22 protein-coding genes are annotated in these 21,428 nt (G+C 65.0%); 15 read left to right on the top strand and 7 right to left on the bottom strand.

The features are described from left to right. The 6 genes from APH30_RS04305 to APH30_RS04280 form a co-directional block, all read left to right on the top strand. The coding region (locus APH30_RS04305) for an amino acid permease (RefSeq protein ID WP_156326365.1) at positions 1 to 851 on the top strand (851 nt) is incomplete at its 5' end. A gap of 57 nt (positions 852 to 908) precedes the next feature. Next, positions 909 to 1,406 carry a PaaI family thioesterase gene (locus APH30_RS04300; protein WP_029885287.1) on the top strand — a complete coding sequence of 166 codons (498 nt, stop codon included), beginning with the start codon at positions 909 to 911 and terminating at the stop codon, positions 1,404 to 1,406. A 228-nt stretch (positions 1,407 to 1,634) separates the two neighbouring features. Then, positions 1,635 to 2,117, top strand: a complete 483-nt coding sequence (locus tag APH30_RS04295; RefSeq protein WP_054911778.1) for a formate dehydrogenase subunit gamma — start codon at positions 1,635 to 1,637, stop codon at positions 2,115 to 2,117. Continuing rightward, on the top strand, positions 2,111 to 3,670 hold the full coding sequence (locus tag APH30_RS04290) for an NADH-quinone oxidoreductase subunit NuoF (RefSeq protein ID WP_054911777.1): 1,560 nt from the start codon (positions 2,111 to 2,113) through the stop codon (positions 3,668 to 3,670). Before APH30_RS04295 ends, APH30_RS04290 begins: the two co-directional genes overlap by 7 nt. After that, entirely contained in the window at positions 3,667 to 6,537 is a 2,871-nt protein-coding gene (gene fdhF / locus APH30_RS04285; protein ID WP_054911776.1) for a formate dehydrogenase subunit alpha, read from the top strand. The genes APH30_RS04290 and fdhF overlap by 4 nt, the downstream gene beginning before the upstream one ends. Next, entirely contained in the window at positions 6,534 to 6,737 is a 204-nt protein-coding gene (locus APH30_RS04280) for a formate dehydrogenase subunit delta (RefSeq protein ID WP_009684206.1), read from the top strand. The genes fdhF and APH30_RS04280 overlap by 4 nt, the downstream gene beginning before the upstream one ends. A 54-nt stretch (positions 6,738 to 6,791) precedes the next feature. Here APH30_RS04280 and APH30_RS04275 read toward each other — a convergent pair whose 3' ends face one another. Continuing rightward, positions 6,792 to 7,655, bottom strand: coding sequence for a universal stress protein (locus APH30_RS04275; RefSeq protein ID WP_054911775.1), 864 nt, complete (start codon positions 7,653 to 7,655; stop codon positions 6,792 to 6,794). 154 nt (positions 7,656 to 7,809) lie between these two features. Here APH30_RS04275 and APH30_RS04270 point away from each other — a divergent pair, with 154 nt between their 5' ends. Then, positions 7,810 to 8,427: a tRNA-(ms[2]io[6]A)-hydroxylase gene (locus tag APH30_RS04270; RefSeq protein ID WP_009684203.1), complete on the top strand. Its 618-nt coding sequence runs from the start codon at positions 7,810 to 7,812 to the stop codon at positions 8,425 to 8,427. A gap of 26 nt (positions 8,428 to 8,453) precedes the next feature. Here APH30_RS04270 and APH30_RS04265 read toward each other — a convergent pair whose 3' ends face one another. Further along, positions 8,454 to 8,774, bottom strand: coding sequence for a YqjD family protein (locus APH30_RS04265; protein ID WP_047149846.1), 321 nt, complete (start codon positions 8,772 to 8,774; stop codon positions 8,454 to 8,456). A 122-nt stretch (positions 8,775 to 8,896) separates the two neighbouring features. Between APH30_RS04265 and APH30_RS04260 the strand changes: the two genes are divergently transcribed. Beyond that, entirely contained in the window at positions 8,897 to 9,160 is a 264-nt protein-coding gene (locus APH30_RS04260) for a hypothetical protein (protein WP_009684201.1), read from the top strand. Positions 9,161 to 9,171: 11 nt separating this feature from the next. Here the strand turns inward: APH30_RS04260 and APH30_RS04255 are convergent, their stop codons facing one another. Next, on the bottom strand, positions 9,172 to 9,654 hold the full coding sequence (locus APH30_RS04255) for an LEA type 2 family protein (protein ID WP_009684200.1): 483 nt from the start codon (positions 9,652 to 9,654) through the stop codon (positions 9,172 to 9,174). A gap of 134 nt (positions 9,655 to 9,788) precedes the next feature. On the opposite strand from APH30_RS04255, the gene APH30_RS04250 reads away from it, so the two are divergent. Beyond that, positions 9,789 to 10,913 (top strand): sigma-70 family RNA polymerase sigma factor, encoded by a 1,125-nt coding sequence (locus tag APH30_RS04250; RefSeq protein ID WP_054911774.1) that lies wholly within the window; start codon positions 9,789 to 9,791, stop codon positions 10,911 to 10,913. Positions 10,914 to 11,037: 124 nt separating this feature from the next. After that, a complete protein-coding gene (locus APH30_RS04245) occupies positions 11,038 to 13,464 on the top strand; it encodes a TonB-dependent receptor (protein WP_054911773.1) in 2,427 nt (808 codons plus the stop codon). 121 nt (positions 13,465 to 13,585) lie between these two features. Here the strand turns inward: APH30_RS04245 and APH30_RS04240 are convergent, their stop codons facing one another. Further along, positions 13,586 to 14,476 (bottom strand): LysR family transcriptional regulator, encoded by an 891-nt coding sequence (locus APH30_RS04240; protein WP_054911772.1) that lies wholly within the window; start codon positions 14,474 to 14,476, stop codon positions 13,586 to 13,588. 102 nt (positions 14,477 to 14,578) lie between these two features. On the opposite strand from APH30_RS04240, the gene APH30_RS04235 reads away from it, so the two are divergent. The 5 genes from APH30_RS04235 (at position 14,579) to zapE (ending at position 19,427) form a co-directional block, all read left to right on the top strand. Then, complete coding sequence (locus APH30_RS04235) at positions 14,579 to 15,658, top strand: extracellular solute-binding protein (protein WP_054911771.1); 1,080 nt, start codon at positions 14,579 to 14,581, stop codon at positions 15,656 to 15,658. Between the two features lie 24 nt (positions 15,659 to 15,682). Further along, positions 15,683 to 16,648: an agmatinase gene (gene speB / locus APH30_RS04230; RefSeq protein ID WP_054911770.1), complete on the top strand. Its 966-nt coding sequence runs from the start codon at positions 15,683 to 15,685 to the stop codon at positions 16,646 to 16,648. Positions 16,649 to 16,789: 141 nt separating this feature from the next. Next, positions 16,790 to 17,107 (top strand): hypothetical protein, encoded by a 318-nt coding sequence (locus tag APH30_RS04225; protein ID WP_009684192.1) that lies wholly within the window; start codon positions 16,790 to 16,792, stop codon positions 17,105 to 17,107. A 22-nt stretch (positions 17,108 to 17,129) separates the two neighbouring features. Continuing rightward, the gene (locus APH30_RS04220) at positions 17,130 to 18,281 is read left to right on the top strand and encodes a PQQ-dependent sugar dehydrogenase (protein WP_009684191.1); all 1,152 of its coding nucleotides are present in this window, start codon (positions 17,130 to 17,132) and stop codon (positions 18,279 to 18,281) included. Between the two features lie 33 nt (positions 18,282 to 18,314). Then, entirely contained in the window at positions 18,315 to 19,427 is a 1,113-nt protein-coding gene (zapE, locus tag APH30_RS04215) for a cell division protein ZapE (RefSeq protein ID WP_054911769.1), read from the top strand. Between the two features lie 20 nt (positions 19,428 to 19,447). On the opposite strand, the gene APH30_RS04210 is transcribed toward zapE, so the two are convergent. The 3 genes from APH30_RS04210 to APH30_RS04200 form a co-directional block, all read right to left on the bottom strand. Beyond that, positions 19,448 to 20,446 (bottom strand): alpha/beta fold hydrolase, encoded by a 999-nt coding sequence (locus tag APH30_RS04210; protein ID WP_054911768.1) that lies wholly within the window; start codon positions 20,444 to 20,446, stop codon positions 19,448 to 19,450. A 75-nt stretch (positions 20,447 to 20,521) separates the two neighbouring features. After that, positions 20,522 to 20,959, bottom strand: a complete 438-nt coding sequence (locus APH30_RS04205; protein ID WP_054911767.1) for a YqaA family protein — start codon at positions 20,957 to 20,959, stop codon at positions 20,522 to 20,524. Next, positions 20,959 to 21,387, bottom strand: a complete 429-nt coding sequence (locus APH30_RS04200; protein WP_009684187.1) for a DUF411 domain-containing protein — start codon at positions 21,385 to 21,387, stop codon at positions 20,959 to 20,961. The genes APH30_RS04205 and APH30_RS04200 overlap by 1 nt, the downstream gene beginning before the upstream one ends. Positions 21,388 to 21,428: the final 41 nt, after the last annotated feature.

Raw genomic sequence — 21,428 nt, 5'->3', positions numbered from 1 at the left:
GTTTCTGGCCGCTGGCCGAGGTGTCCGGGGTCAGCCGCCTGTGGGACCACGGCGGCTTCATGCCCAACGGCTTCGGCACCGTACTGGGTGGCGTGCTGATTACCATCTTCTCGTTCTTCGGTGCCGAAATCGTCACCATCGCCGCTGACGAAACCGCCAACCCGAAAGACAAGATCCGCCGTGCCACCAACCTCGTGGTCTACCGCATCGCGATCTTCTACCTGGCCTCGATCTTCCTGGTGGTGTCGCTGGTGGCCTGGAACGACCCGGCATTGAAGGCGGTCGGTTCGTTCCAGCGGGTGCTGGAGGTGTTGAACGTGCCGGGGGCCAAGCTGCTGGTCGACCTGGTGGTGCTGGTGGCAGTGACCAGTTGCATGAACTCGGGCCTGTACACGGCCTCGCGCATGCTCTATTCGCTGGGCGCGCGTGGCCAGGCGCTGAGCATGACCAAGCGCATTGCCGGCTCCGGGGTGCCGACCGTGGCCGTGCTGTTCTCCACCTTGGCAGGCTTCGCCGGTTGCCTGGTCAACTATGTCTTCCCTGGCAAGGTGTTTGGCTTCCTGCTGTCTACCACCGGTGCCATCGCGTTGCTGGTGTACCTGGTGATCGCCGTGTCGCAACTGCGCATGCGGGCCCGCGCCGAACGCGAAGGGCGCCCGCTGGAGCTGAAAATGTGGCTGTTCCCTTACCTCACCTGGCTGGTGATCGGCACCATTGTCATGGTGCTGGGCTACATGCTGTTCAGCGATGCCTACCGCTATGAAACACTGATGACCGCCGGGGTGACCCTGTTCATCCTGCTGGTGTCGCTGACCCAGCGGCGTGGCCGCGTGGTTGCGCAGGCCGCCTGATGTTTCTGCTTTAATGGGGGCGTTGCGCGCCCCCTTTTTCATCAGCACAGGAAGCGTATGAACGACCAGCCCCTTTCCCTCCAGGCCATGGCGGCACCAGACGGTACCTGCTACGGCTGCGGTTGTTCCCACCCCAGCGGGTTGCACCTGCAAAGCCATTGGCATGCCGATGGTATCCACCTGGTCTGCAGGCATGCCCCGGACAGCACCTTCAGCGGTTGGCCGGGCCTGGTGTACGGCGGCCTGCTGGCGATGCTGGTGGATTGCCATTCCAACTGGACCGCCATGGCCTACCACTACCGGCACGAAGGCCGCGCGCCGGGCAGCTTGCCGCGCATCGACTGCGTGACCGGCACGCTCAACCTGACCTACCTGAAACCCACCCCGATGGGCATCGAATTGCTGCTCAAGGCCCGGGTAGAAGGTGAAGTAGGGCGCAAAAGCCGGGTGATCTGTGAAGTCTGGGCTGGCGATGTGCTGACCGTGACGGCGGACTCGGTGTTCGTCCGCGTCGATACCGAAAAACTCAAGCTCAAGGCCCACGGCCAGGGCTGACCAGCGTCGGTTTCAGGATGCGCCTGGTCGCTCGTACGCAACCCTTCGGCGGCATAAGTGCCATGCTTGCAGGATGTCGTCGGACCAGCGCACGCAGATGCGCGGCCGTCGGCGAGGAGGCCGCCGCCATCGCGCAACCGTGACGTTGCCGGCGTGCCGCAGCAGAACACGCTGGATACCTGCCATTACAACAAAACAGGCAGGGTCCGTGATGCCGAGGTCCGCTGTATGCCTGATGAATTGCTCTACCTGCCCGTTATCCAGCGCATTCTGGCGCGCGACAAAGACACCCCCGGCGCCCTGTTGCCGATGCTGCATGCTATCCAGCATGACCTGGGCTACATCCCCGATGCCGCCGTTCCCGAACTGGCCCATGCCCTCAACCTCAGCCTGGCCGAGGTGCGTGGGGTAATCAGTTTCTATCATGATTTCCGCACTGCGCCGCCGGCACGCCATACCTTGCGCCTGTGCCGCGCCGAGTCGTGCCAGAGCCGTGGCGCCGAGGCACTCGCGGCGCAGCTGCGTGAACAGCTGGCACTCGACGACCATGGCACCAGTGCCGACGGCGCCATCAGCCTGCGCCCGGTATATTGCCTGGGCGCCTGCGCCTGCTCACCCGCGCTGGAACTCGACGGCCAGGTGCATGCACGGCTCACCCCCGAGCGCTTGCGCGCCTTGGTCAATGCCTGCCAGGAGGATGCAGCATGCTGAAGCTGTTCATTGCCTGTGATTCGGTCGCCCGCGCCGTGGGCGCCGACCAGGTCGCCGAGGCCTTCCAGCGCGAAGCCGAGCGGCGCCAGTTGCCGCTGGAGATCCAGCGCACCAGCTCGCGTGGGCTGTACTGGCTGGAGCCGCTGGTCGAGTGCGACAGTGCGCAAGGCCGCCTCGGCTTTGGCCCGGTTACCGCACAAGACGTGCCGGCGCTGCTCGATGCCCTGGCCAGTGAACCCGCCGAGCACCCGCTGGCGCTTGGGCCGGTCGAGGCCATCCCCTACCTCAAGACCCAGCAACGGCTGCTGTTTGCCCGCGCCGGCATTACCCGCCCGTTGTCGCTGGACGACTACCGGGCGCACGGCGGTTTCGCCGGCCTTGAAGCCGCGGTAGCGCTGGACGGCGCCGAAGTGGTCGCTGCCGTGCTGGACTCCGGCTTGCGCGGCCGCGGTGGTGCGGCCTTCCCGGCGGGTATCAAGTGGCGCACCGTGCGGGACGCTGGCGCAGGCCAGAAGTACGTGGTGTGCAATGCCGACGAGGGCGACTCCGGCACCTTTGCCGACCGCATGCTGATGGAGGGCGACCCGTTCCTGCTGATCGAGGGCATGATCATTGCCGGCCTCGCCGTGGGCGCCGACATGGGCTACATCTATGTGCGCTCGGAATACCCCGATGCCATCCGTGTGCTCGAGCAGGCGTTTGCCATCGCCCGTGCGGCCGGTTACCTGGGGGCCAACGTGGCTGGTAGCGGCCGGGCTTTCGAGCTGCAGGTACGGGTGGGGGCCGGCGCCTACATCTGTGGTGAAGAAACCGCACTGCTGGAATCGATCGAGGGCAAGCGCGGCATCGTCCGCGCCAAGCCGCCATTGCCCGCGCTGCAAGGCCTGTTCGGCTTGCCGACACTGGTGCACAACGTGCTCACCCTGGCCTCGGTGCCGATCATCCTGGCCAAGGGCGCGGCGTTCTACCGTGACTTCGGCATGGGCCGCTCACTGGGGACCATGCCGTTCCAGCTGGCCGGCAATGTGCGCCACGGCGGCCTGGTGGAGCGGGCTTTTGGCCTGACCCTGCGCGAGCTGGTAGAGGGCTATGGGGGCGGCACGGCCATTGGCCGGCCGCTGAAAGCTGCGCAGGTCGGCGGCCCGCTTGGCGCCTGGGTGCCACCCAGCCACTTCGACACGCCGCTGGACTATGAAGCCTTCGCCGCCATGGGCGCGATGCTCGGCCATGGCGGTGTGGTGGTCGCCGACGACACCCTGAACATGGCCAGCATGGCGCGTTTTGCCCTGCAGTTCTGCGCCGAGGAGTCGTGCGGCAAGTGCACCCCGTGCCGCATCGGCTCGACACGGGGCATGGAGGTGGTCGACCGCTTGATCGCCAGCAGCGAAACGGGCGAGCGCCATGACCACGCCCTGTTGCTGCGCGACCTGTGCGACACCATGCAGTACGGTTCGCTGTGCGCCATGGGTGGCATGACCGCCTACCCGGTCGCCAGCGCCCTCAAGTACTTCCCCGCCGATTTCGGGCTGACCACCACGGAGGCCGCACAGTGATCAACTTCTTCGACCCGCAAACCGACCTGGGCACCCCGGCTCGCGACAGCGACGTGCAGGTCAGCCTGAGCATCGATGGCCGTGCCATCAGCGTGCCGGCCGGCACCTCGGTGATGCGCGCCGCGGCCATGCTTGGCACCAGCATCCCCAAACTGTGTGCCACCGACAGCCTTGAAGCCTTTGGCTCGTGCCGCATGTGCATGGTGGAAATCGAAGGCATGCGCGGCTACCCGGCATCGTGCACCACGCCGGTCAGCGAAGGCATGGTGGTGCGCACCGAAACCCCGCGCCTGGCCGGCTTGCGCCGCAACGTGATGGAACTGTACATCTCCGACCACCCGCTGGACTGCCTGACCTGTTCGGCCAACGGCAACTGCGAGCTGCAGACCGTGGCCGGGCAGGTTGGCCTGCGCGAGGTGCGCTATGGCTATGAAGGCGCCAACCACCTGGCTGAGAAAAAGGACGTTTCCAACCCGTATTTCGACTATGAACCGAGCAAGTGCATTGTCTGCAGCCGCTGCGTGCGCGCCTGCGAGGACATCCAGGGCACCTTCGCCCTGACCATCACCGGGCGTGGTTTCGAGTCGCGGGTGGCGGCGGCCGGCGGGGACAATTTCCTGGCTTCGGAGTGCGTGTCGTGCGGCGCCTGTGTGCAGGCCTGCCCAACCGCGACCCTGACGGAAAAAAGCCTGGTGCAACTGGGCCAGCCCGAGCGTTCGGTGGTCACCACCTGTGCCTACTGCGGTGTGGGTTGCTCGTTCCGCGCAGAAATGAAGGGGGACAAGCTGGTGCGCATGGTCCCGGACAAGAACGGCGGCGCCAACCATGGCCACGCCTGCGTCAAAGGGCGTTTCGCCTGGGGCTACGCGACCCACCCGGACCGCATCACCAAGCCGATGATCCGCAAGCGCCTGGAGGACCCGTGGCAAGAGGTCAGCTGGGACGAGGCGGTGAACTACGCCGCCAGCGAATTGCGCCGTATCCAGCTCAAGTATGGGCGTGACTCCATTGGCGGCATTACCTCCAGCCGCTGCACCAACGAAGAAGCGTACCTGGTGCAGAAACTGGTGCGTACGGCGTTCGGCAACAACAACGTCGACACCTGTGCCCGGGTCTGCCATTCACCGACCGGTTATGGCCTGAAGCAGACCCTCGGCGAGTCGGCAGGTACGCAAAGCTTCGACTCGGTGATGCAGGCCGACGTGATACTGGTGATCGGTGCCAACCCTACCGACGCCCACCCGGTGTTCGGCTCGCAGCTAAAGCGCCGCCTGCGCCAGGGCGCGCGGCTGATCGTGATCGACCCACGGCGTATCGACCTGGTCGACGCGCCGCACGCCCGTGCCGAGCTGCACCTGCAACTGCGCCCTGGTACCAACGTGGCCATGCTCAACGCCTTGGCCCATGTGATCGTCACCGAGGGCCTGCTGGACCAGGGCTTCATCGATGCCCGCTGCGAAACCGAAGACTTCGCCCGCTGGCGCGACTTCGTCAGCCGTGCCGAGAACGCCCCGCAAGTGCTTGGCCCGGTGTGTGGCGTAGCGCCAGAGCAGATCCGCGCCGCCGCCCGGCTGTACGCCACCGGCGGTAATGCGGCCATCTATTACGGCCTTGGGGTGACCGAGCACAGCCAGGGCAGCACCGCGGTGATGGCCATCGCCAACCTGGCCATGGCCACCGGCAACATCGGCCGTGAAGGGGTAGGGGTCAACCCACTGCGCGGCCAGAACAACGTGCAGGGTTCGTGCGACATGGGTTCGTTCCCCCATGAGTTGCCCGGTTACCGGCATATTTCCAACCAGGCGGTGCGTGAAGAGTTCGAGCAGGCCTGGGGCGTGACCTTGCAGCCCGACCCGGGCCTGCGTATTCCCAACATGTTCGAGGCAGCGCTGGACGGCAGCTTCAAGGCGCTGTACTGCCAGGGTGAAGACATTGCCCAAAGTGACCCCAACACCCAGCACGTCACCGCAGCGTTGCTCGCGATGGAGTGCGTGGTGGTACAGGACATCTTCCTCAACGAAACCGCCAAGTTCGCCCACGTGTTCCTGCCGGGCAGTTCGTTCCTGGAAAAGGACGGCACCTTCACCAACGCCGAGCGGCGAATTTCACGGGTGCGCAAGGTCATGGAACCGCTCGCGGGCAAGGCTGACTGGGAAGCTACCATCGCCCTGGCCGGCGCCCTGGGCTACCCGATGCACTACCGCCACCCGTCCGAGATCATGGATGAAATCGCCCGCCTGACCCCGACCTTCCGCCGGGTCAGCTACGCCGAAATCGAACGCCATGGCAGCCTGCAATGGCCCTGCAACGAGGCCGCGCCGGATGGCACGCCAACCATGCACATCGACCAGTTCGTACGGGGCAAGGGCCGCTTCATGCTCACCGGCTATGTGCCGACTGACGAAAAGGTCAACAGCCGCTACCCGCTGTTGCTGACCACCGGGCGCATCCTCAGCCAGTACAACGTCGGCGCGCAGACGCGGCGCACCGGCAACGTGGCCTGGCACGACGCCGACCGCCTGGAAATCCACCCCACCGATGCCGAAAGCCGGGGTATCCAGGACGGCGACTGGGTCGGCATTGGCAGCCGTGCCGGGCAGACGGTGCTGCGCGCCAAGGTCAGTGCGCGGGTGGCCGCGGGGGTGGTGTACACCACGTTCCACTTCCCCGAGTCGGGGGCCAACGTGATCACCACCGACAACTCCGACTGGGCTACCAACTGCCCTGAGTACAAGGTCACGGCGGTGGAGGTGGTCAAAGTGTTCCAGCCTTCGCAATGGCAGCAGCGCTATCAGGACTTCAGTGACGAACAGCGGCGCCTGCTGCAGGAGCGCCGCACAGCGGAGAAAGCCGAGGTACGCCAATGAGCAGCGCCAGCCTGGTCAAGATGGCCAACCAGATTGCCCATTATTTCGACAGCGAGCCTAACCGAGCGCTGGCCGTGCAAGGGGTACGCCAGCATCTGCAAAGCTTCTGGACGCCGGCCATGCGCAGGCAGCTGCTGGAGTGGATTGCAGCCAACGACGGGGAGGGGCTGGACCCGAAGGTGCGTGAAGCATTGGGCTGACGGCTACCTGCGCCCTTGTGCAGGCGCGCCCCCGTGGCGCGCCTGCAGGGGGCGTCAACCCCGGACCCGTTCGGCCAGCTTGGTGCTGGTTTCTTCAAGCTTGAGCACCAGCACGTCGCCCTTCAGCTCATCGAGTACCACCTCTGCAGTATTGCCAATCAACGCCCCGGTAATCCCTGTGCGGCACACCGTACCGATCACGGTCACCACCGCATCCAACCGCTGCTCGGTATGGGGGATAAGCACATCTGCCGGTCCTTCAGCCACGTGCAGGCGTTCCTCGCTGATGCCGTACTCGGCCTGGAACGCCTCGCACGCTTTACGGTAGCGTGCCTCGATGGTTTCGCTCAACTGGTAGACCGGGTCGGCCGCCGACAGCATGGGCGACGGGTGTGCGCTGATGACATGCAGCTCGCCCTTGGCCAGCGCGGCGATGTCATGGCCATGGTCGATGATGCTGGCGTGCAGGCGGCGGTGATCCTCGTCCTGGTTGCCCACGTCCACCGCGGCCAGAATCCTGCCGCCAGTCCACGGCCGCTCGCTCTTGACCATCAGCACGGCACACGGGCATTGGCGCAGCAGTTTCCAGTCACCGGGGGTGAGCAGGGCCTTTTTCAGCGGGTTGTCGGGGCGGTGTTCCTTGATTACCAGCTCACAGCCTTCGGCCTGCTGCACGAAGATGATGGTGTCGTGCAGGTTGCCGCGCCAGGCCTCTTCGTGGGAGACATTGTCATAACCGTCGTCGTGCAGTTGGCGGCTCAGCACGCTCAACAGCGCGCTGTGGTCATGCCGTTTGTCGCACATCAGCAGGTGCAGGCGCGCGCCGGTGACGCCTGCAATCAGCTTGGCCCGGGTCAGTGCCCGGCTGTGGGCGTGTTCGGGGTCGAGCACCACGAGAATGCTGCGGATGGCTTGCATGGGCGTTAACTCCACTCAAAGGGGGCAACCAATGCCTGACTATAGTCCCCGCTGCCCGCGCGGGTGCTTGATACACATCAAGCATAGCCACTGGCGCCGACCGCCACCGCCGGTATAATCGCCAGCCCTGCCTGTTCCGTGTGGTTGCATGCTCATGTCCCTGACCCCCGAAATCGATGCCTTCCTGGGCTGCCCGACGCCAGACGCCTGGATCGAAGCAGCACTGGCCGACCAGGAAACCTTGCTGATCGACCACAAGAACTGCGAATTCAAGGCCGCCAGCACTGCCCTGAGCCTGATCGCCAAGTACAACACCCACCTTGACCTGATCAACATGATGTCGCGCCTGGCGCGCGAGGAGCTGGTGCACCACGAGCAGGTGCTGCGCCTGATGAAACGCCGTGGCGTACCGCTGCGGCCGGTGTCGGCGGGGCGCTACGCATCGGGGCTGCGCCGGCTGGTGCGCGCCCATGAGCCGGTCAAGCTGGTGGATACACTGGTGGTCGGGGCGTTCATCGAAGCGCGCAGCTGCGAGCGCTTTGCCGCGCTGGTGCCGCACCTGGATGAAGAGCTGGGCCGTTTCTACCATGGCCTGCTGAAAAGCGAGGCGCGCCATTACCAGGGCTACCTGAAACTGGCACACCACTATGGGGATGCGGCGGACATTGCCCGCCGCATTGAACTGGTGCGCGCGGCGGAAGCGGAGCTTATCCAGTCACCCGACCAGGAGCTGCGCTTCCACAGCGGGATTCCGCTGGCGCAAGCCGCCTGAAGCGTGCCGCCGGCGCGGCCGCTCGGTCAGTTGCGCCGGCCCAGCAGCAGGCCCACCACCAGGCCGAGGCCGGCGGATATGGCCACGGTTTGCCACGGGTGGCCACCGATGTAGTCTTGCGTGGCGTTGACCATGGGCTGCGCCTTGTCACGCATGTTTGCGGCGGCCTGGCGTGCCTGTTTCAGCTTCAGGCTGACCTGCGCGCGCAGGCTGTCGGCTTCTTCGCCAACCAGGGCAGCGCTGTCGTTGAGCAGCTTCTCCGATTCTTCGATCAGCGCCTGCAACTCACTGAAGACCTGGTCCTTGATTTGATCGCTGTCGGCCAGCGTGGCTTTTTTCCGGGCCATGAAAGTGTCCTCGTCGATGGGTGGTTTGAACAATGGATACTTGCGCGCCGGAAAAGTTGCGTCGGCGTGAGGTTGGCGCGTTGGTGTAAGATAGCCGCCATTTACGGTCTAGCAGGTGATGCATGAGTTTCAATCTGGCCAACATGAGCTTCGAGGAACGGGCGCAGATCGAGGCAGAGAAGGCCCGGCTGTTCGAAATGTGGCAGACCAACCTGGGCAAGGCCAAGGGCGAAGCCGCCCGGCTGATCGCCGAGAAGCCACGGCGCAAAGGCAAGTGGGCCGAGTGGGTGCGCGCTGAGCTGGAGGGCATGTCGCCCCCCGAATACGCCAGCATGGTCCGCAGCGAAGTCAACAAGCTGATGGCAGCAGCCAGCGCCAACCGCTGAGCGCCCGCTGTTTACCAGGTGGTCCCTTTGGGCAGGTCCAGCTTGCCCTCGTCGGTGAAGCGCACGGTGCCCAGTGGCCCGCTGGCCAGCTTGCCGCGTAGCTTGTAGGGCAGGCCCTGCAGGGTACCCACCTGGCCCAGCCCGTAGGCCTGGCGCAGGAAAGAGAACGCCGTGATGCTCACCGGCACCACGATCACCGCCTCGTCGTAGCGGCCAATGTGCCCCTGCTGGTCACTGACCCCGGCAGCCAGTGGCTGGCCGTTCACCTCCAGGTCGAGGGCGATGCCGTTGTAGTCGATTGCCTCTTCGTTGGGGTTCTGCACCCGCATTTTCACGGCCATGCGCAGCTCCAGTTCCTGCCCCGGCAGCGGTTCGATGCCGATCACGCTGATGTTCAGCGGGTCGCGTGGCTGCAGGAGCGCGCAGGCCGCCAGGCTGCTGGTCAGGCACAGGGCGATGAGCAGGCGGGTGTAGCGGTGCAGTCGGGCAACCATGGGTACGACCTTGCCTAAGTGAACGAGCCGTCAGTGTGGCAAATGCGCGCCGGCGTTGAAAGTGTTGGGTCAGATGAAAGATACTGTTTCTCATTAACAGTCGATAACTTCTCTTACTGGTCGTTCCCAAACCCATGCTGACTTCACCTGTGTCGGGCCTGCTGGCGAGTTTCCAGGAGCACTACGACGACTTGCTGCAGTTCCTGACCCGGCGCATGAGCGACCGCCAGCGTGCCGCCGACGTCGCGCAGGAAACCTACCTCAAGCTGGTGCACATCGACGAGCAGGCGTTGCCGGTGCTGCACGCGCGCAGTTTCATCTTCCGCGTGGCGGGTAACCTGGCCATCGACGCCCTGCGCCGCGAGCAACGCATCGCGGCCAGCCACGATGATTGCGACGGGGCAGGCGAGCTAGCCTGCCCAGCGCCAGCGCCCGAGGCGGTGTTGCTGGCGCGTGAGCGCCTGCAACTGCTCGATCAGGCGCTGTTGCAGTTGCCCTGCAAGGCCCGCCAGGCCTTGTTGCTGAACCGCGTCGACGGCCTGACCCAGAAGCAGGTCGCGCAACGCCTTGGCGTGTCGGAAAGCATGGTGGCCAAGTACATTGGCCAGGCCCTGCGCCATTGCCGCCGGTGGCTGCAGCAGGCGGGCGTAGCGGCCTGCGGGGTATTGCTGGTCACTGCCCTGGTCGCCTGGCAGCAGGCGCCGGTGTTGTTGGCCGATTACCACACTGGCGTGGGCGAGCGGCAGGTCGTGACGTTGGCCGATGGCACGCGGGTCACCCTGAACAGTGCCAGCGCCTTGCGTGTGGTATTCAGCGAGCATGAGCGGCGCGTGGTGCTGGCTGCAGGTGAGGCACTGTTCGAAATGGCCGATGATGCCCGGCCGTTCGTGGTGGACACGGCCGGTGCAGCGGTGCAGGGCCGTGCCGCCACCTTCAGCGTGCGCCGTGATGGGCACGTGGTACTGGCACGTGGCGAGGCCAAGGTCGGCGAGCAGCCGTTGGCAGTAGCGGCGGATGCCGGTGCCCAGTTGGCCTGGCAGCGCGGCAAGCTGATCTTCAATGGCAAGCCGTTGGGGCAGGTGCTGGAAGAGCTGGAGCGTTACCGGCACGGGCGCATCGTGCTGTCCGACAGCAACCTGGCGGCGATGGAGGTGAGTGGGGTCTTCGACCTGGATGAGCCGCAGGCGCTGTTGCGCACCCTGGAGCAGCGGTATGGGCTTAAGGTGACCTACCTGCCTTGGTTGGCCGTGGTGCATTGAGCGGCCAGCGCAGAAAAAATTTGCAGTGGCCACTGCAAGTTCCTGCAAGCCAGATCGTCGTAGTGGGACTGATCAGCAACTCATTCTCATTTACGACTTGTCAGGAAGCGCCTACGTGTCTCTGATGCCCAAGCCTTTGCCCCGCCGCCGCGGTTCACTTCACCATGCCCTGTTGTCTTGCAGTGCCCTGGCCATGCTGACTGGCCCGCTGCATGCGGCTGCTTCGACCACCGCCGAAAACGCCCAGCTGCAGGCCCGGCAGGTTCAGCTCGACCTGCCTGCGCAGCCGCTGGATAAAGCCCTGACCTCGTTTGCCGACCAGGCCGGCCTGCACTTGCTGTACACCACCGGCGATGTCGCCGGCCTGGCCGGCCCGGCCCTGCGCGGCAGCTACAGTGTCGAGCAGGCGCTGCAACAATTGCTGGCCGGTAGTGGCATGGGCTGGCAATTCAGCGATGCCCGCACGGTTACCCTGCGCAAGGCCGAGGCTGCGCCGCAGGCGGTCAACCTCAAGCCGATCGAAGTCAGTGTGGCTTCGCGTACCAGTACGGCAATCAGCGAAATCCCCGGGACCGTGTGGGTGGTCGACCAACAGCAACTGCGCGAACAGATCGACAGTGGCGTCAGCCTGAAGGAAGCCATCGGCAAGCTGGTGCCGGGCCTGGACCTGGCACCGGAAGGGCGCACCAACTACGGCCAGAACATGCGTGGGCGCAATGTGCTGGTGATGATCGACGGGGTCAGCCAGAACAGCTCGCGGGGGCTGTCACGCCAGTTCGACAGCATTTCGCCGTTCAATGTCGAGCGCGTCGAAGTGCTGTCTGGTGCCAGCGCCATCTACGGCGGGGGCGCCACCGGCGGTATCATCAACATCGTCACCAAGAAGGGCGAACCCGGGCCGGCCCGTTTCGAGACCCAGTTGGGTGCCAGCAGCGGCTTCAACAACAGCGACGACCTGGCCACCCGCTTTGCCCAGTCGATCAGCGGCGGCAACGAGCGGGTCAATGCCCGCCTGGGTATCTCCGGCGAGCAGAACGAAGCGTTCTACGACGGGGCCGGCGAGCAGATATTCATCGACAACACCCAGACCGACCTGCAGTACAACCGCACGGTCGATGTGCTCGGCAGCTTGGGCATGCAGTTGAACGAGCAGCAAAGCCTTGACCTGCTGGCCCAGTATTACGACTCGGGCAACGACGGCAGCACCGGTATCTACTTCCCCAACCTGAACTACAACGCGCCCTCCGACCTGGAAGACGCCGAGCTGCGCAGCGGTTATTCAGCCGGCCTGGAGCCGCGCACCCGGCGCCTGCTGCTCAACGCCAACTACCACCACAGCGACGTGCTCGGCCAGGACTTCTACCTGCAAGCGTCGTACCGCAAGGAAGACGACAACTTCTACCCGTTCCCGTACTACAACCGGGCCACCCCTACAGGCTCGCGGGGGGTGTATTTTGCTGCCTCGCAGCAGAACTTCGAGGTTTCCAGCCTCAAGGGGTTGTTCGCCAAGCAATGGGACACGCTCAAGCTGACCTATGGCGTGGACCTGGACCGCGAGCGCTTCAGTGCCGAGCAGACCACCTTCAACGCACAGACCTCGTCCGACTCCGGTGGCCTGGACCTGGAGAAGGAGAGCAAGGCCGCACGTTACCCGAGCTATCGGGTGGATGGCGTTTCGCTGTATGGGCAGCTGGACTGGCGCGCCACCGACAACCTGACCTTGTCTGGCGGCGCCCGGCGCCAGCAGATGGACGTGGATGTCAGCGACTTCAAGGGCGTGCCCGGCGGGAGCAACGATTACCAGGTCAACCTGTTCAACGTCGGCGCCATTTACGACTTCAAGAATGGCCATCAGGCGTGGGCCAACTATGGCGAAGGCTTCGACCTGCCAGACCCGGCCAAGTACTACGGCAAGCCGGGCCTGAGCGTGGCAGACAACCCCCTGGCCGGGATCAAGAGCCGTCAGGTGGAGCTGGGCTGGCGCTATGCCGACCTGGACTGGGACGCCCAGGCAGCGCTGTACTACATCTGGTCGGACAAGATCATCAACGTCGACTCGCAAACGCTGACCATCAATGTCGAAGAGCAGAAGAGCCGTGACTTCGGCTTTGAAGGGGCATTGACCCGCCACTTCCAGAGTGGTTGGGAAGCGGGCGGCACGCTGCACCTGACCCGCTCCGAGGAAGAGGCGGTCGACGGCGGCTGGATCAAACGCGATGCCCGCTATGCGTCGTTGTCGAAGGCCACCGGTTTCGTTGGCTGGAAGGGTGACGGCCGCAGCGCGCGGTTGCAGGCCAACCACGCTTTCAGCCTGAAGGACGATGCCGACCATGAGATCGACGGCTACACCACCTTCGACCTGCTGGCCAGCCAGGACACCGGTTTCGGCACCTTCAGCGCGGGTATCCAGAACCTGCTGGACAAGCAGTACAGTACGGTCTGGGGGCAGCGCGCGACGCTGTTCTATTCGCCGACCTACGGGCCGGCGTACCTGTATGACTACCAGGGGCGCGGGCGCACCTATACCCTGACCTGGAGCTTGGCTTACTGAGCCTGGGCGCAGGGCAGGGGTGCCTGGGGCCCTTTGGGTTGAGCATTCAGTAGTGGTTGCCGGGGCCGCTTTGCGGCCCTTCGCGACGCAAGGCCGCTCCTGCAGGCACCGTGCTTGGCTTTCAGGCGAAGGCCGCCAATACATCTTCGGCGAATGCCTTCTGTGCCTCGCCGGCCACCTGCGCCCGGTGCCGGGCCAGGGTAAACGGCACGACAAAATCCAGCCCCGGGTCCAGCGCCCACAGTTGCCCCTCGGCCTCCCAGGCCAGGGCGCTGTGACACGGCAGATAACCAATGTGCCTGCCCGACAGAATGAACGTCAGCACGCTCTCGATCTGTTCTGCCACCGCCATGCCGTGCCTGCTCTGGAACGGCTCGTCGCCCTCGATGAACCGGTATGGGTGGCGCACTTGGTCCTGCTCCAGCAAACGCTGGCGCGGCACCTGCGGCATGCCGAACAAGGGATGCTCTTTGCCGCAATACAGCCGCTGCCGTTCCTCGAACAAGGGCTGATAGTCGAACGCCGCCTGTTTACCGGAAAAATAGCTGATGGCGTAGTCCAGCCGCTGCTCCAGCAACAACCGCTCCAGCTCCGCCGGTGGCGCACTGATCAGTTCCAGTTGCACCGACTCGACGCGGCGGCGAAATGCCGCGATCGCCGCCGCCAGCTTGAGGCTCACCTGCTTGTCCTGGTTTTCCGCCAGGCCGATGCGCACGGTGCCCAGCAGTCGCCCGGCAACACCGTTGGCCTGCTGGCGGAACTGCTCGATGTTCAGCAGCAGCGCGCGCGTGGCTTCCAACAGCATCCGGCCTTTCTCGGTCAGCCGGAACCCCCCCTTGCCCCGGCTGCACAGGCGGTAGCCCAGGCGTGTTTCCAGCTGGGCCATGCGTTGGCTGATGGTGGGCTGGCTCAAGCCCAGCAGCCCCTGTGCAGCGCTGAAGCCACCGGCCTCGGCTACAGTGACGAACAGCCGCAGCAGGTGCAGGTCGGGGTCATGCACTTGTCCGAGCATTGCATTGCTCCTGGTGAATGTCAGCTTTGCAAACTTGCCATTTCTTCAATGTAACCCGGCTGACATGCTCGCGGCATCCACCCATTTGCCGAGGTGTCTGTCATGCGTTCATCGTTGTGCCTGTTGTCGCTGGTACTCGCCTTGCCGCTGCAAGCCGAAGAGAAAGTCGTGAACCTTTACAGCTGGGCGGACTATGTCGCCCCGCAGACCCTGCAGCGCTTCGAGCAGGAGACCGGCTACAAGGTCCGCTACGACACCTTCGATACCACCGAAGTGCTGGAAACCAAGCTGCTTACCGGGGGCAGCGGTTACGACGTTGTCGTGCCGTCCGCCACGGTGCTGGCGCGGGCGCTGAAGGCCAATGCCCTGCAGCCGTTGCAGGCCCAGGCCATGCCCGGCTATGCCAACCTCGACCGCGACCTGCTGGCCAAGCTCGCCGAGGCCGACCCCGGCAACCGTTACGCGGTGCCTTACACCTGGGGCACGCTGGGCCTGGGGGTGAACGTACAGGCGGTGCGCCAGCGCCTGGGCGAGGTACCGCTGGACAGCCTCGACCTGCTGTTCAAGCCCGAGTACGCCAGCCGCCTGAAAGACTGCGGTATCGCCATGCCCGACTCGCCGCAGGAAGTGATCGGCGTGGCCCTGAACTACCTGGGCAAGGACCCGTACAGCCAGAACAAGGACGACCTGGCAGCTGCACAGAAGCTGCTGGGCCAATTGCAGCCGTCGATCAGCTACGTTGCCAATGGCCGGCAGATCAGCGACCTGGCCAACGGCAGCGTGTGCCTGGCGCTGACCTACAACGGCGATGCCGCCATGGCCGCCGACCAGGCCCGGCGTGCCGGCAAGCCGTTCGAGCTGATCTACCGCATCCCCCGCGAGGGCACGCTGGTGTGGCAAGACAACCTGGCCATCCCCAAGGATGCACCTCACCCGGAGGCGGCACGGGCGTTCATCGCCTTCATGCTCAAGCCTGAGTCGGTGGCGGCGCTGACCAACACGCTGTTTTTCGCCAACGCCAACCAGGCCGCCACGCCGCTGGTGGATGAAACCGTGCGCAACGACCCGGATATCTACCCACCGGCCGAAGTTCGTCAGCGGCTGTTCGCCGACCGCAGCATGGCCCTGGCCGACCTGCGCCAGCGCAACCGCCTGTGGACTGCCTTTCGCAGCCGCCAATAACCCTGCAGACCGAGGAGCCCGACCGTGGAGCAAGCCTTGAACAACGACCAGGCCATTACCCGCGACAGCCTGTATGGCACTGCCGCCGAAAGTACCTATGCCGGCATCACCAGTTTTGCTCGCCGCCGCTACAGCCGCGACCTGCATGGGGTGGATGTGGTGGTCAGCGGCGTACCGTTCGATACCGCCACCAGTAACCGGCCCGGCGCACGCTTCGGCCCCAGGGCCATTCGTGCCGCCTCGGTGCAGCAGGCGTGGGCCCGCCACTGGCCCTGGGCGTTCGACCCCTTCGACCACCTGGCGGTGATCGACTATGGCGACTGCGCCTTCGACAGCGGTACGCCGCAGTCGGTACCCGGCAGCATCGAAGCCCATGCCGAACGCATTCTGCAAGCCGGCTGCGCGATGCTCACCCTGGGCGGCGACCATTTCATCAGTTACCCACTGTTGAAGGCCCATGCCCGCCACCATGGCCCGTTGGCGCTGGTGCATTTCGATGCGCACAGCGACACCTGGCCGGACGAGGAGGGCAAGCGCATCGATCACGGCACCATGTTCTGGCATGCCGCCCGTGAAGGCCTGGTCGACCCCGCCCACTCGGTGCAGATCGGCCTGCGGACCACCAACGACGACAGCCAGGGCTTCGCCATCCTGGACGCCCGGCAGGTGCACCGGCAGGGCGCCGAGGCGGTCATTGCGGCGATTCGCCAGCGCGTGGGCGAGCGCCCGGTGTACCTGACCTTCGATATCGACTGCCTGGACCCGGCCTACGCGCCTGGCACCGGCACGCCGGTGTGTGGTGGCTTGAGCACGGTGCAGGCACTGGAGATTCTCGGCGGGCTGCGTGGCATCAACCTGGTAGGCATGGACTTGGTGGAAGTGGCACCGGCTTACGACCATGCCGACATCACCGCCCTGGCCGGGGCAACCCTGGCGATGGAGATGCTGTGCCTGTATGCCGCCCGGCACAAGGTCGATACCGGCCAATGAGGGGGCCGCCAGCGGCCTCCGCTGCGCCTGCTGAAACATCAGGATGCAACTCCACCTGCTTTCACACATCTGGCCGCGAACCCCTGGCGCCTCAGGCTATCAAAGCCAGCAGGCGCCGCGTTTTCGTACAGGAGGTGAAGCATGAGTCCGACATTGCCCACGCTGGCCCTTGGCCTGGCCTTGTGCCTGCCCGTGCACGCGGCTCCGCAGCCACCGTTGCAGCTCGCTGCCGACTACCGCAACCCGTACAACAGCCCGATTCAGCGCGCCAACCCCAACAGCCGCCAAGGCAGCCTGCCGGCCACCCCGCCGGTGCGCGGCCCGTCTACCGAGCCGCAACAGCGTGTGCCCACGCTGGACAACCGCGGCATCGGCAATGGCGACAACCTGCGTCGCCAGCAGCAAACCCCGAACCTGGAACCGTCCCGGCCAGCGCGCGACAACCCGCGTGCGCCATAAGCCCACTTGAAAGGAATTGTGCATGCTCCGAGCACCCTGGCTAGCCACCCTGACCGCCGCTGCGCTGCTGCCCCTGCTGGCCCAGGCCGCGTCCGAACAGCAGTTTCCCAGTGAAGAAGGCAGCCTGACCGTCAGCACCGTGGCCGATGGCCTGCGCAACCCATGGGCACTGGCTTTCCTGCCGGGTGGCAAGGACATGCTGGTCACCGAGCGTGCCGGCAACCTGCGCCTGGTCAACGCCGAGGGCAAGGTCGGCCCGCCCATCAATGGCGTGCCGAAAGTGTGGGCCGAGGGCCAGGGTGGCCTGCTGGATGTGGCGTTGTCGCCAGACTTCGCCAAAGACCGCACGGTCTACCTGTCCTTCGCCGAGGAGGGCAGTGACGGCAAGGCCGGCACGGCGGTCGGCCGCGGGCAATTGTCCGAAGACCGCGCCCGGCTGGAGAACTTCAACGTGATCTTCCGCCAGCAGCCCAAGCTGTCGGTGGGTAACCATTTCGGCTCGCGGCTTGTGTTCGACCGCGATGGCTACCTGTTCATCGCCCTGGGCGAGAACAACCAGCGCGCTACCGCGCAGGACCTGGACAAACTGCAGGGCAAGGTCGTGCGAATCTGGCCGGATGGCAAGGTGCCCAAGGACAACCCGTTTGTCGGCAGGGACAATGTGCGGCCGGAAATCTGGTCGTATGGCCACCGCAATCAGCAAGGTGCTGCGCTCAACCCCTGGACTGGCAAGCTGTGGACCCACGAACACGGCCCGCGCGGTGGTGATGAAATCAACATTCCCGAGGCCGGCAAGAACTACGGTTGGCCGGTCGCCACCCATGGCATCAATTATTCGCTGATGCCGATTCCCGAGGCCAAGGGCAAGCATGTCAAGGGTATGGTCGACCCACACCATGTCTGGGAGAAGTCGCCGGGCATCAGCGGGATGGCGTTCTACGACAGCCCCACCTTCAAGGCGTGGGACCACAACCTGTTCATTGGTGCGCTGGCCACGCAGGAACTGATCCGCTTGCAATTGAAGGGTGACAAGGTGGTCCATGAAGAGCGCCTGCTCGGTGATCTGAAGGCGCGCATCCGCGATGTACGGGTGGGGCCGGATGGGTATGTGTACGTACTCACCGATGACAAGGATGGCGCGCTGCTCAAGGTCGGCCTGAGCAAGGAGCCCTGAACCTGCCGCGCCCTTGGCCGTGTAGAATGCGGCATGGCCATGACCCCGCAATTCCTTTACCAGCAAGCCCTGGCGACCCAGGGCTATGTCGCCGACCCTGCCCAGGCGCGCGCCGTTGACGCCTTGCAGGGCTGTTTTCAGGCCGTTGAACAGGGCCGCCCGGCCCAGGGTATCTACCTGTGGGGGCCGGTCGGCCGTGGCAAGACCTGGCTGATGGACCAGTTCCATCGCTGCCTGACCGTGCCCAGCCGACGCCAGCATTTCCACCATTTCATGGCTTGGGTGCACCAGCGCCTGTTCCAGCTGAACGGCACTGCCGACCCATTGCAAGCGCTGGCCCGGGAGCTCGCCGGCCAGATTCGGGTGTTGTGCTTCGACGAACTGTTCGTCAATGACATTGGCGATGCGATCATTCTTGGCCGGCTGTTCCAGGTGCTGTTCGACGAGGGCGTGGTGGTTGTCGCCACGTCCAATCAGCCACCCGAGCAACTGTACCGCGACGGTTTCAACCGCGAGCGCTTCCTGCCGGCTATCGCCGCAATCCAGCGCCACATGCAGGTGCTGCCGGTGGCTGGCGGCCAGGATCACCGCCTGCACCCCGGCGCAGCGCAGCAGCGCTACTGGGTGGTAGAGGCGGGGCAGGCCAGCCGGCTGGGCGAGGTGTTCCGCCAGCTTGGCCCGGACGATGGCGGAACCGACCGGCCGTTGCCGATCGGCACCCGGCAAGTCCAGGTGGTGCGCCGCAATGACCACGCCATCTGGTGCCGTTTTGCCGACCTGTGCGAGCAACCCCTGGCAGCCGTGGATTTCATGGCTTTGTGCGACCGTTTTGCAGCCATTCTGTTATCGGCAGTGCCGGCGCTGGGCGGTGAACAGCGGGCGGGGCGCATTGCCCGTGGCACCGAGGATGCGGCGCTGCGGGTAGCGGCGGGCGATCGCCAGCTACCCGCCTTGTCGCCCAACGACGACGCGGTGCGCCGGTTCATTGCCCTGGTCGACGAGTGTTATGACCGCCGGGTGGCATTGTACCTGGAAGCGCACGTACCGCTGGATGCCCTCTACACCCAGGGGTACCTGGCGTTCCCTTTTCAACGCACCCTGAGCCGGCTACGGGAGATGCAACTGCAGCGGTTTGGAGGGGGCTAAGCCCGACAGCCGCTCAGCGCTCAGCGCCCCAACCATTCGATCAGCGTGCGGTTGAACCTGACCGGCTCTTCGATCTGCGGCGCGTGCCCCATGCCTTCGAAGGTGATCAGCTCACCCTTGGGGATCAGCTTGGTCACCTGCGGCCCCAGTTCGGCGTACTTGCCCAGCCTGGCCTTGACCTGCGGCGGCGCGATATCACTGCCGATCGCCGTGCTGTCCTTGTCGCCGATCAACAGCAAGGTGGGCATCTGCAGGTCCTTGAACTCGTGGTACACCGGCTGGGTGAAAATCATGTCGTAGATCAATGCCGAGTTCCACGCCACCGCTTCATGCCCGGGGCCCTGGTTGAGCCCCACCAGCATCTGCACCCAGCGCTCGTATTCCGGCTTCCAGCGGCCCGCGTAATACGTTTTGCGCTCATATTCGCTTACACCCTCGGCATTGAGCTTCAGCTCGCGGGCATACCACTGGTCCACGGTACGGTAGGGCACGCCAAGCGCCTTCCAGTCTTCCAGGCCGATCGGGTTGACCATCGCCAGCCGCTCGACCTGTTGCGGGTACATCAGCGCGTAGCGGGTGGCGAGCATGCCGCCTGTTGAGTGGCCGAGCACGCTGGCACGCTTGACCCCCAGGCGCTCCAGCAGGGCATGGGTATTGTCTGCCAACTGCTGGAAGCTGTACTGATAGTGCGCCGGTTTGCTGGACGTGCAGAAGCCGACCTGGTCGACGGCGATCACTCGGTAGCCGGCCTTGCTCAGCGCCTCGATGGTGGTTTCCCAGGTAGCGGCGCAGAAGTTCTTGCCGTGCATCAACACCACGCTGTGGCCGTTGGCCTGGCCTTGTGCAGGCACGTCCATGTAGCCCATCTGCAGGGCCTGGCCCTGGGACTTGAAGTCGAAATGCTGGAGCGGATGCGGGTAGCGGAAACCTTCGAGTTGGGGGCCGAAGGTGGGCGATTCTGCAGCGACGGCCGAACCGCCGGCCAGGCACGCCAAGGCCAGAGCTGTTGCGCGCAGCATAGGGGAACTCCCTGTAGAAGCTTGTAGGAAAAAAACACTGTAACAGCCCATGGACCAAGGGGAGGGCGAAAGGTGTTACCGAGCGTGAAACCAGCCCAGGGTGATCATGGTGAGCACTGCATAGCGCCCTGCTTTGGCCACGCTCACCAGCAGCAGGAAGCGCCAGAACGGTTCGCGCATGATCCCGGCAATCAGCGTCAAGGGGTCGCCAATCACCGGCATCCAGCTGAGCAGCAGCGACCACTGGCCCCAGCGCTGGTAGCGCTTCTGCGCACGCGCCAACTGCGCGGTGCTGAAGGGGAACCAGCGCTTGTCGCGCAGGTGCTCGATGGCCCGGCCCAACAGCCAGTTCACCACCGAACCGAGCACGTTGCCCAAGGTGGCGACCAGCAGCAGGGTGGCCCAGGCCTCGGGCTGGCCCAGCAACAGCCCGACCAGCACGGCTTCCGATTGCAGCGGCAGCAGGGTGGCGGCGCCAAAGGCACTGAAAAACAGCGCCCACAGGCCGAGCATCAGTAGTTGGCGACCACGGTGTCCTGGCCGCCCTGGGTCACCCCGATCACCTGGTAGGCATCCTTGTGGTCGCCCATTTCCATGCCCGGTGAGCCCATCGGCATGCCCGGCACGGCCAGGCCCTTGAGGTCGTTGCGCTGGCTCAACAGGCGTACCTGTTCGGCCGGCACGTGGCCTTCGACGAACTTGCCGTCGATCACCCCGGTATGGCACGAAGCCAGGCGTGGGGCCACGCCCAGGCGCTGCTTGACCGCGCTCATGTTCGGTTCGACATGGTCGTTGACGGTGAAACCGTTATCGCGCAGGTGGCTGATCCAGGCCTTGCAGCAGCCGCAGTTGGGGTCGCGGTACACGTCGATGGTGTCGCCAGCCTGGGCCAGGCCGCTCATGGCCAGCAGGCCCAGGGTCAACAGATGTTTACGCAGCATGTCGCAACACTCCTTCAGAGCAAACCGGTCCATAGTACAGG

It is taken from the genome of Pseudomonas sp. NBRC 111127, from assembly GCF_001320345.1.
Classification (GTDB): domain Bacteria; phylum Pseudomonadota; class Gammaproteobacteria; order Pseudomonadales; family Pseudomonadaceae; genus Aquipseudomonas; species Aquipseudomonas juntendi.
The sequence above is the reverse complement of the archived record's forward strand: the minus strand, read 5'-3'. Positions and strand labels throughout refer to the sequence as shown.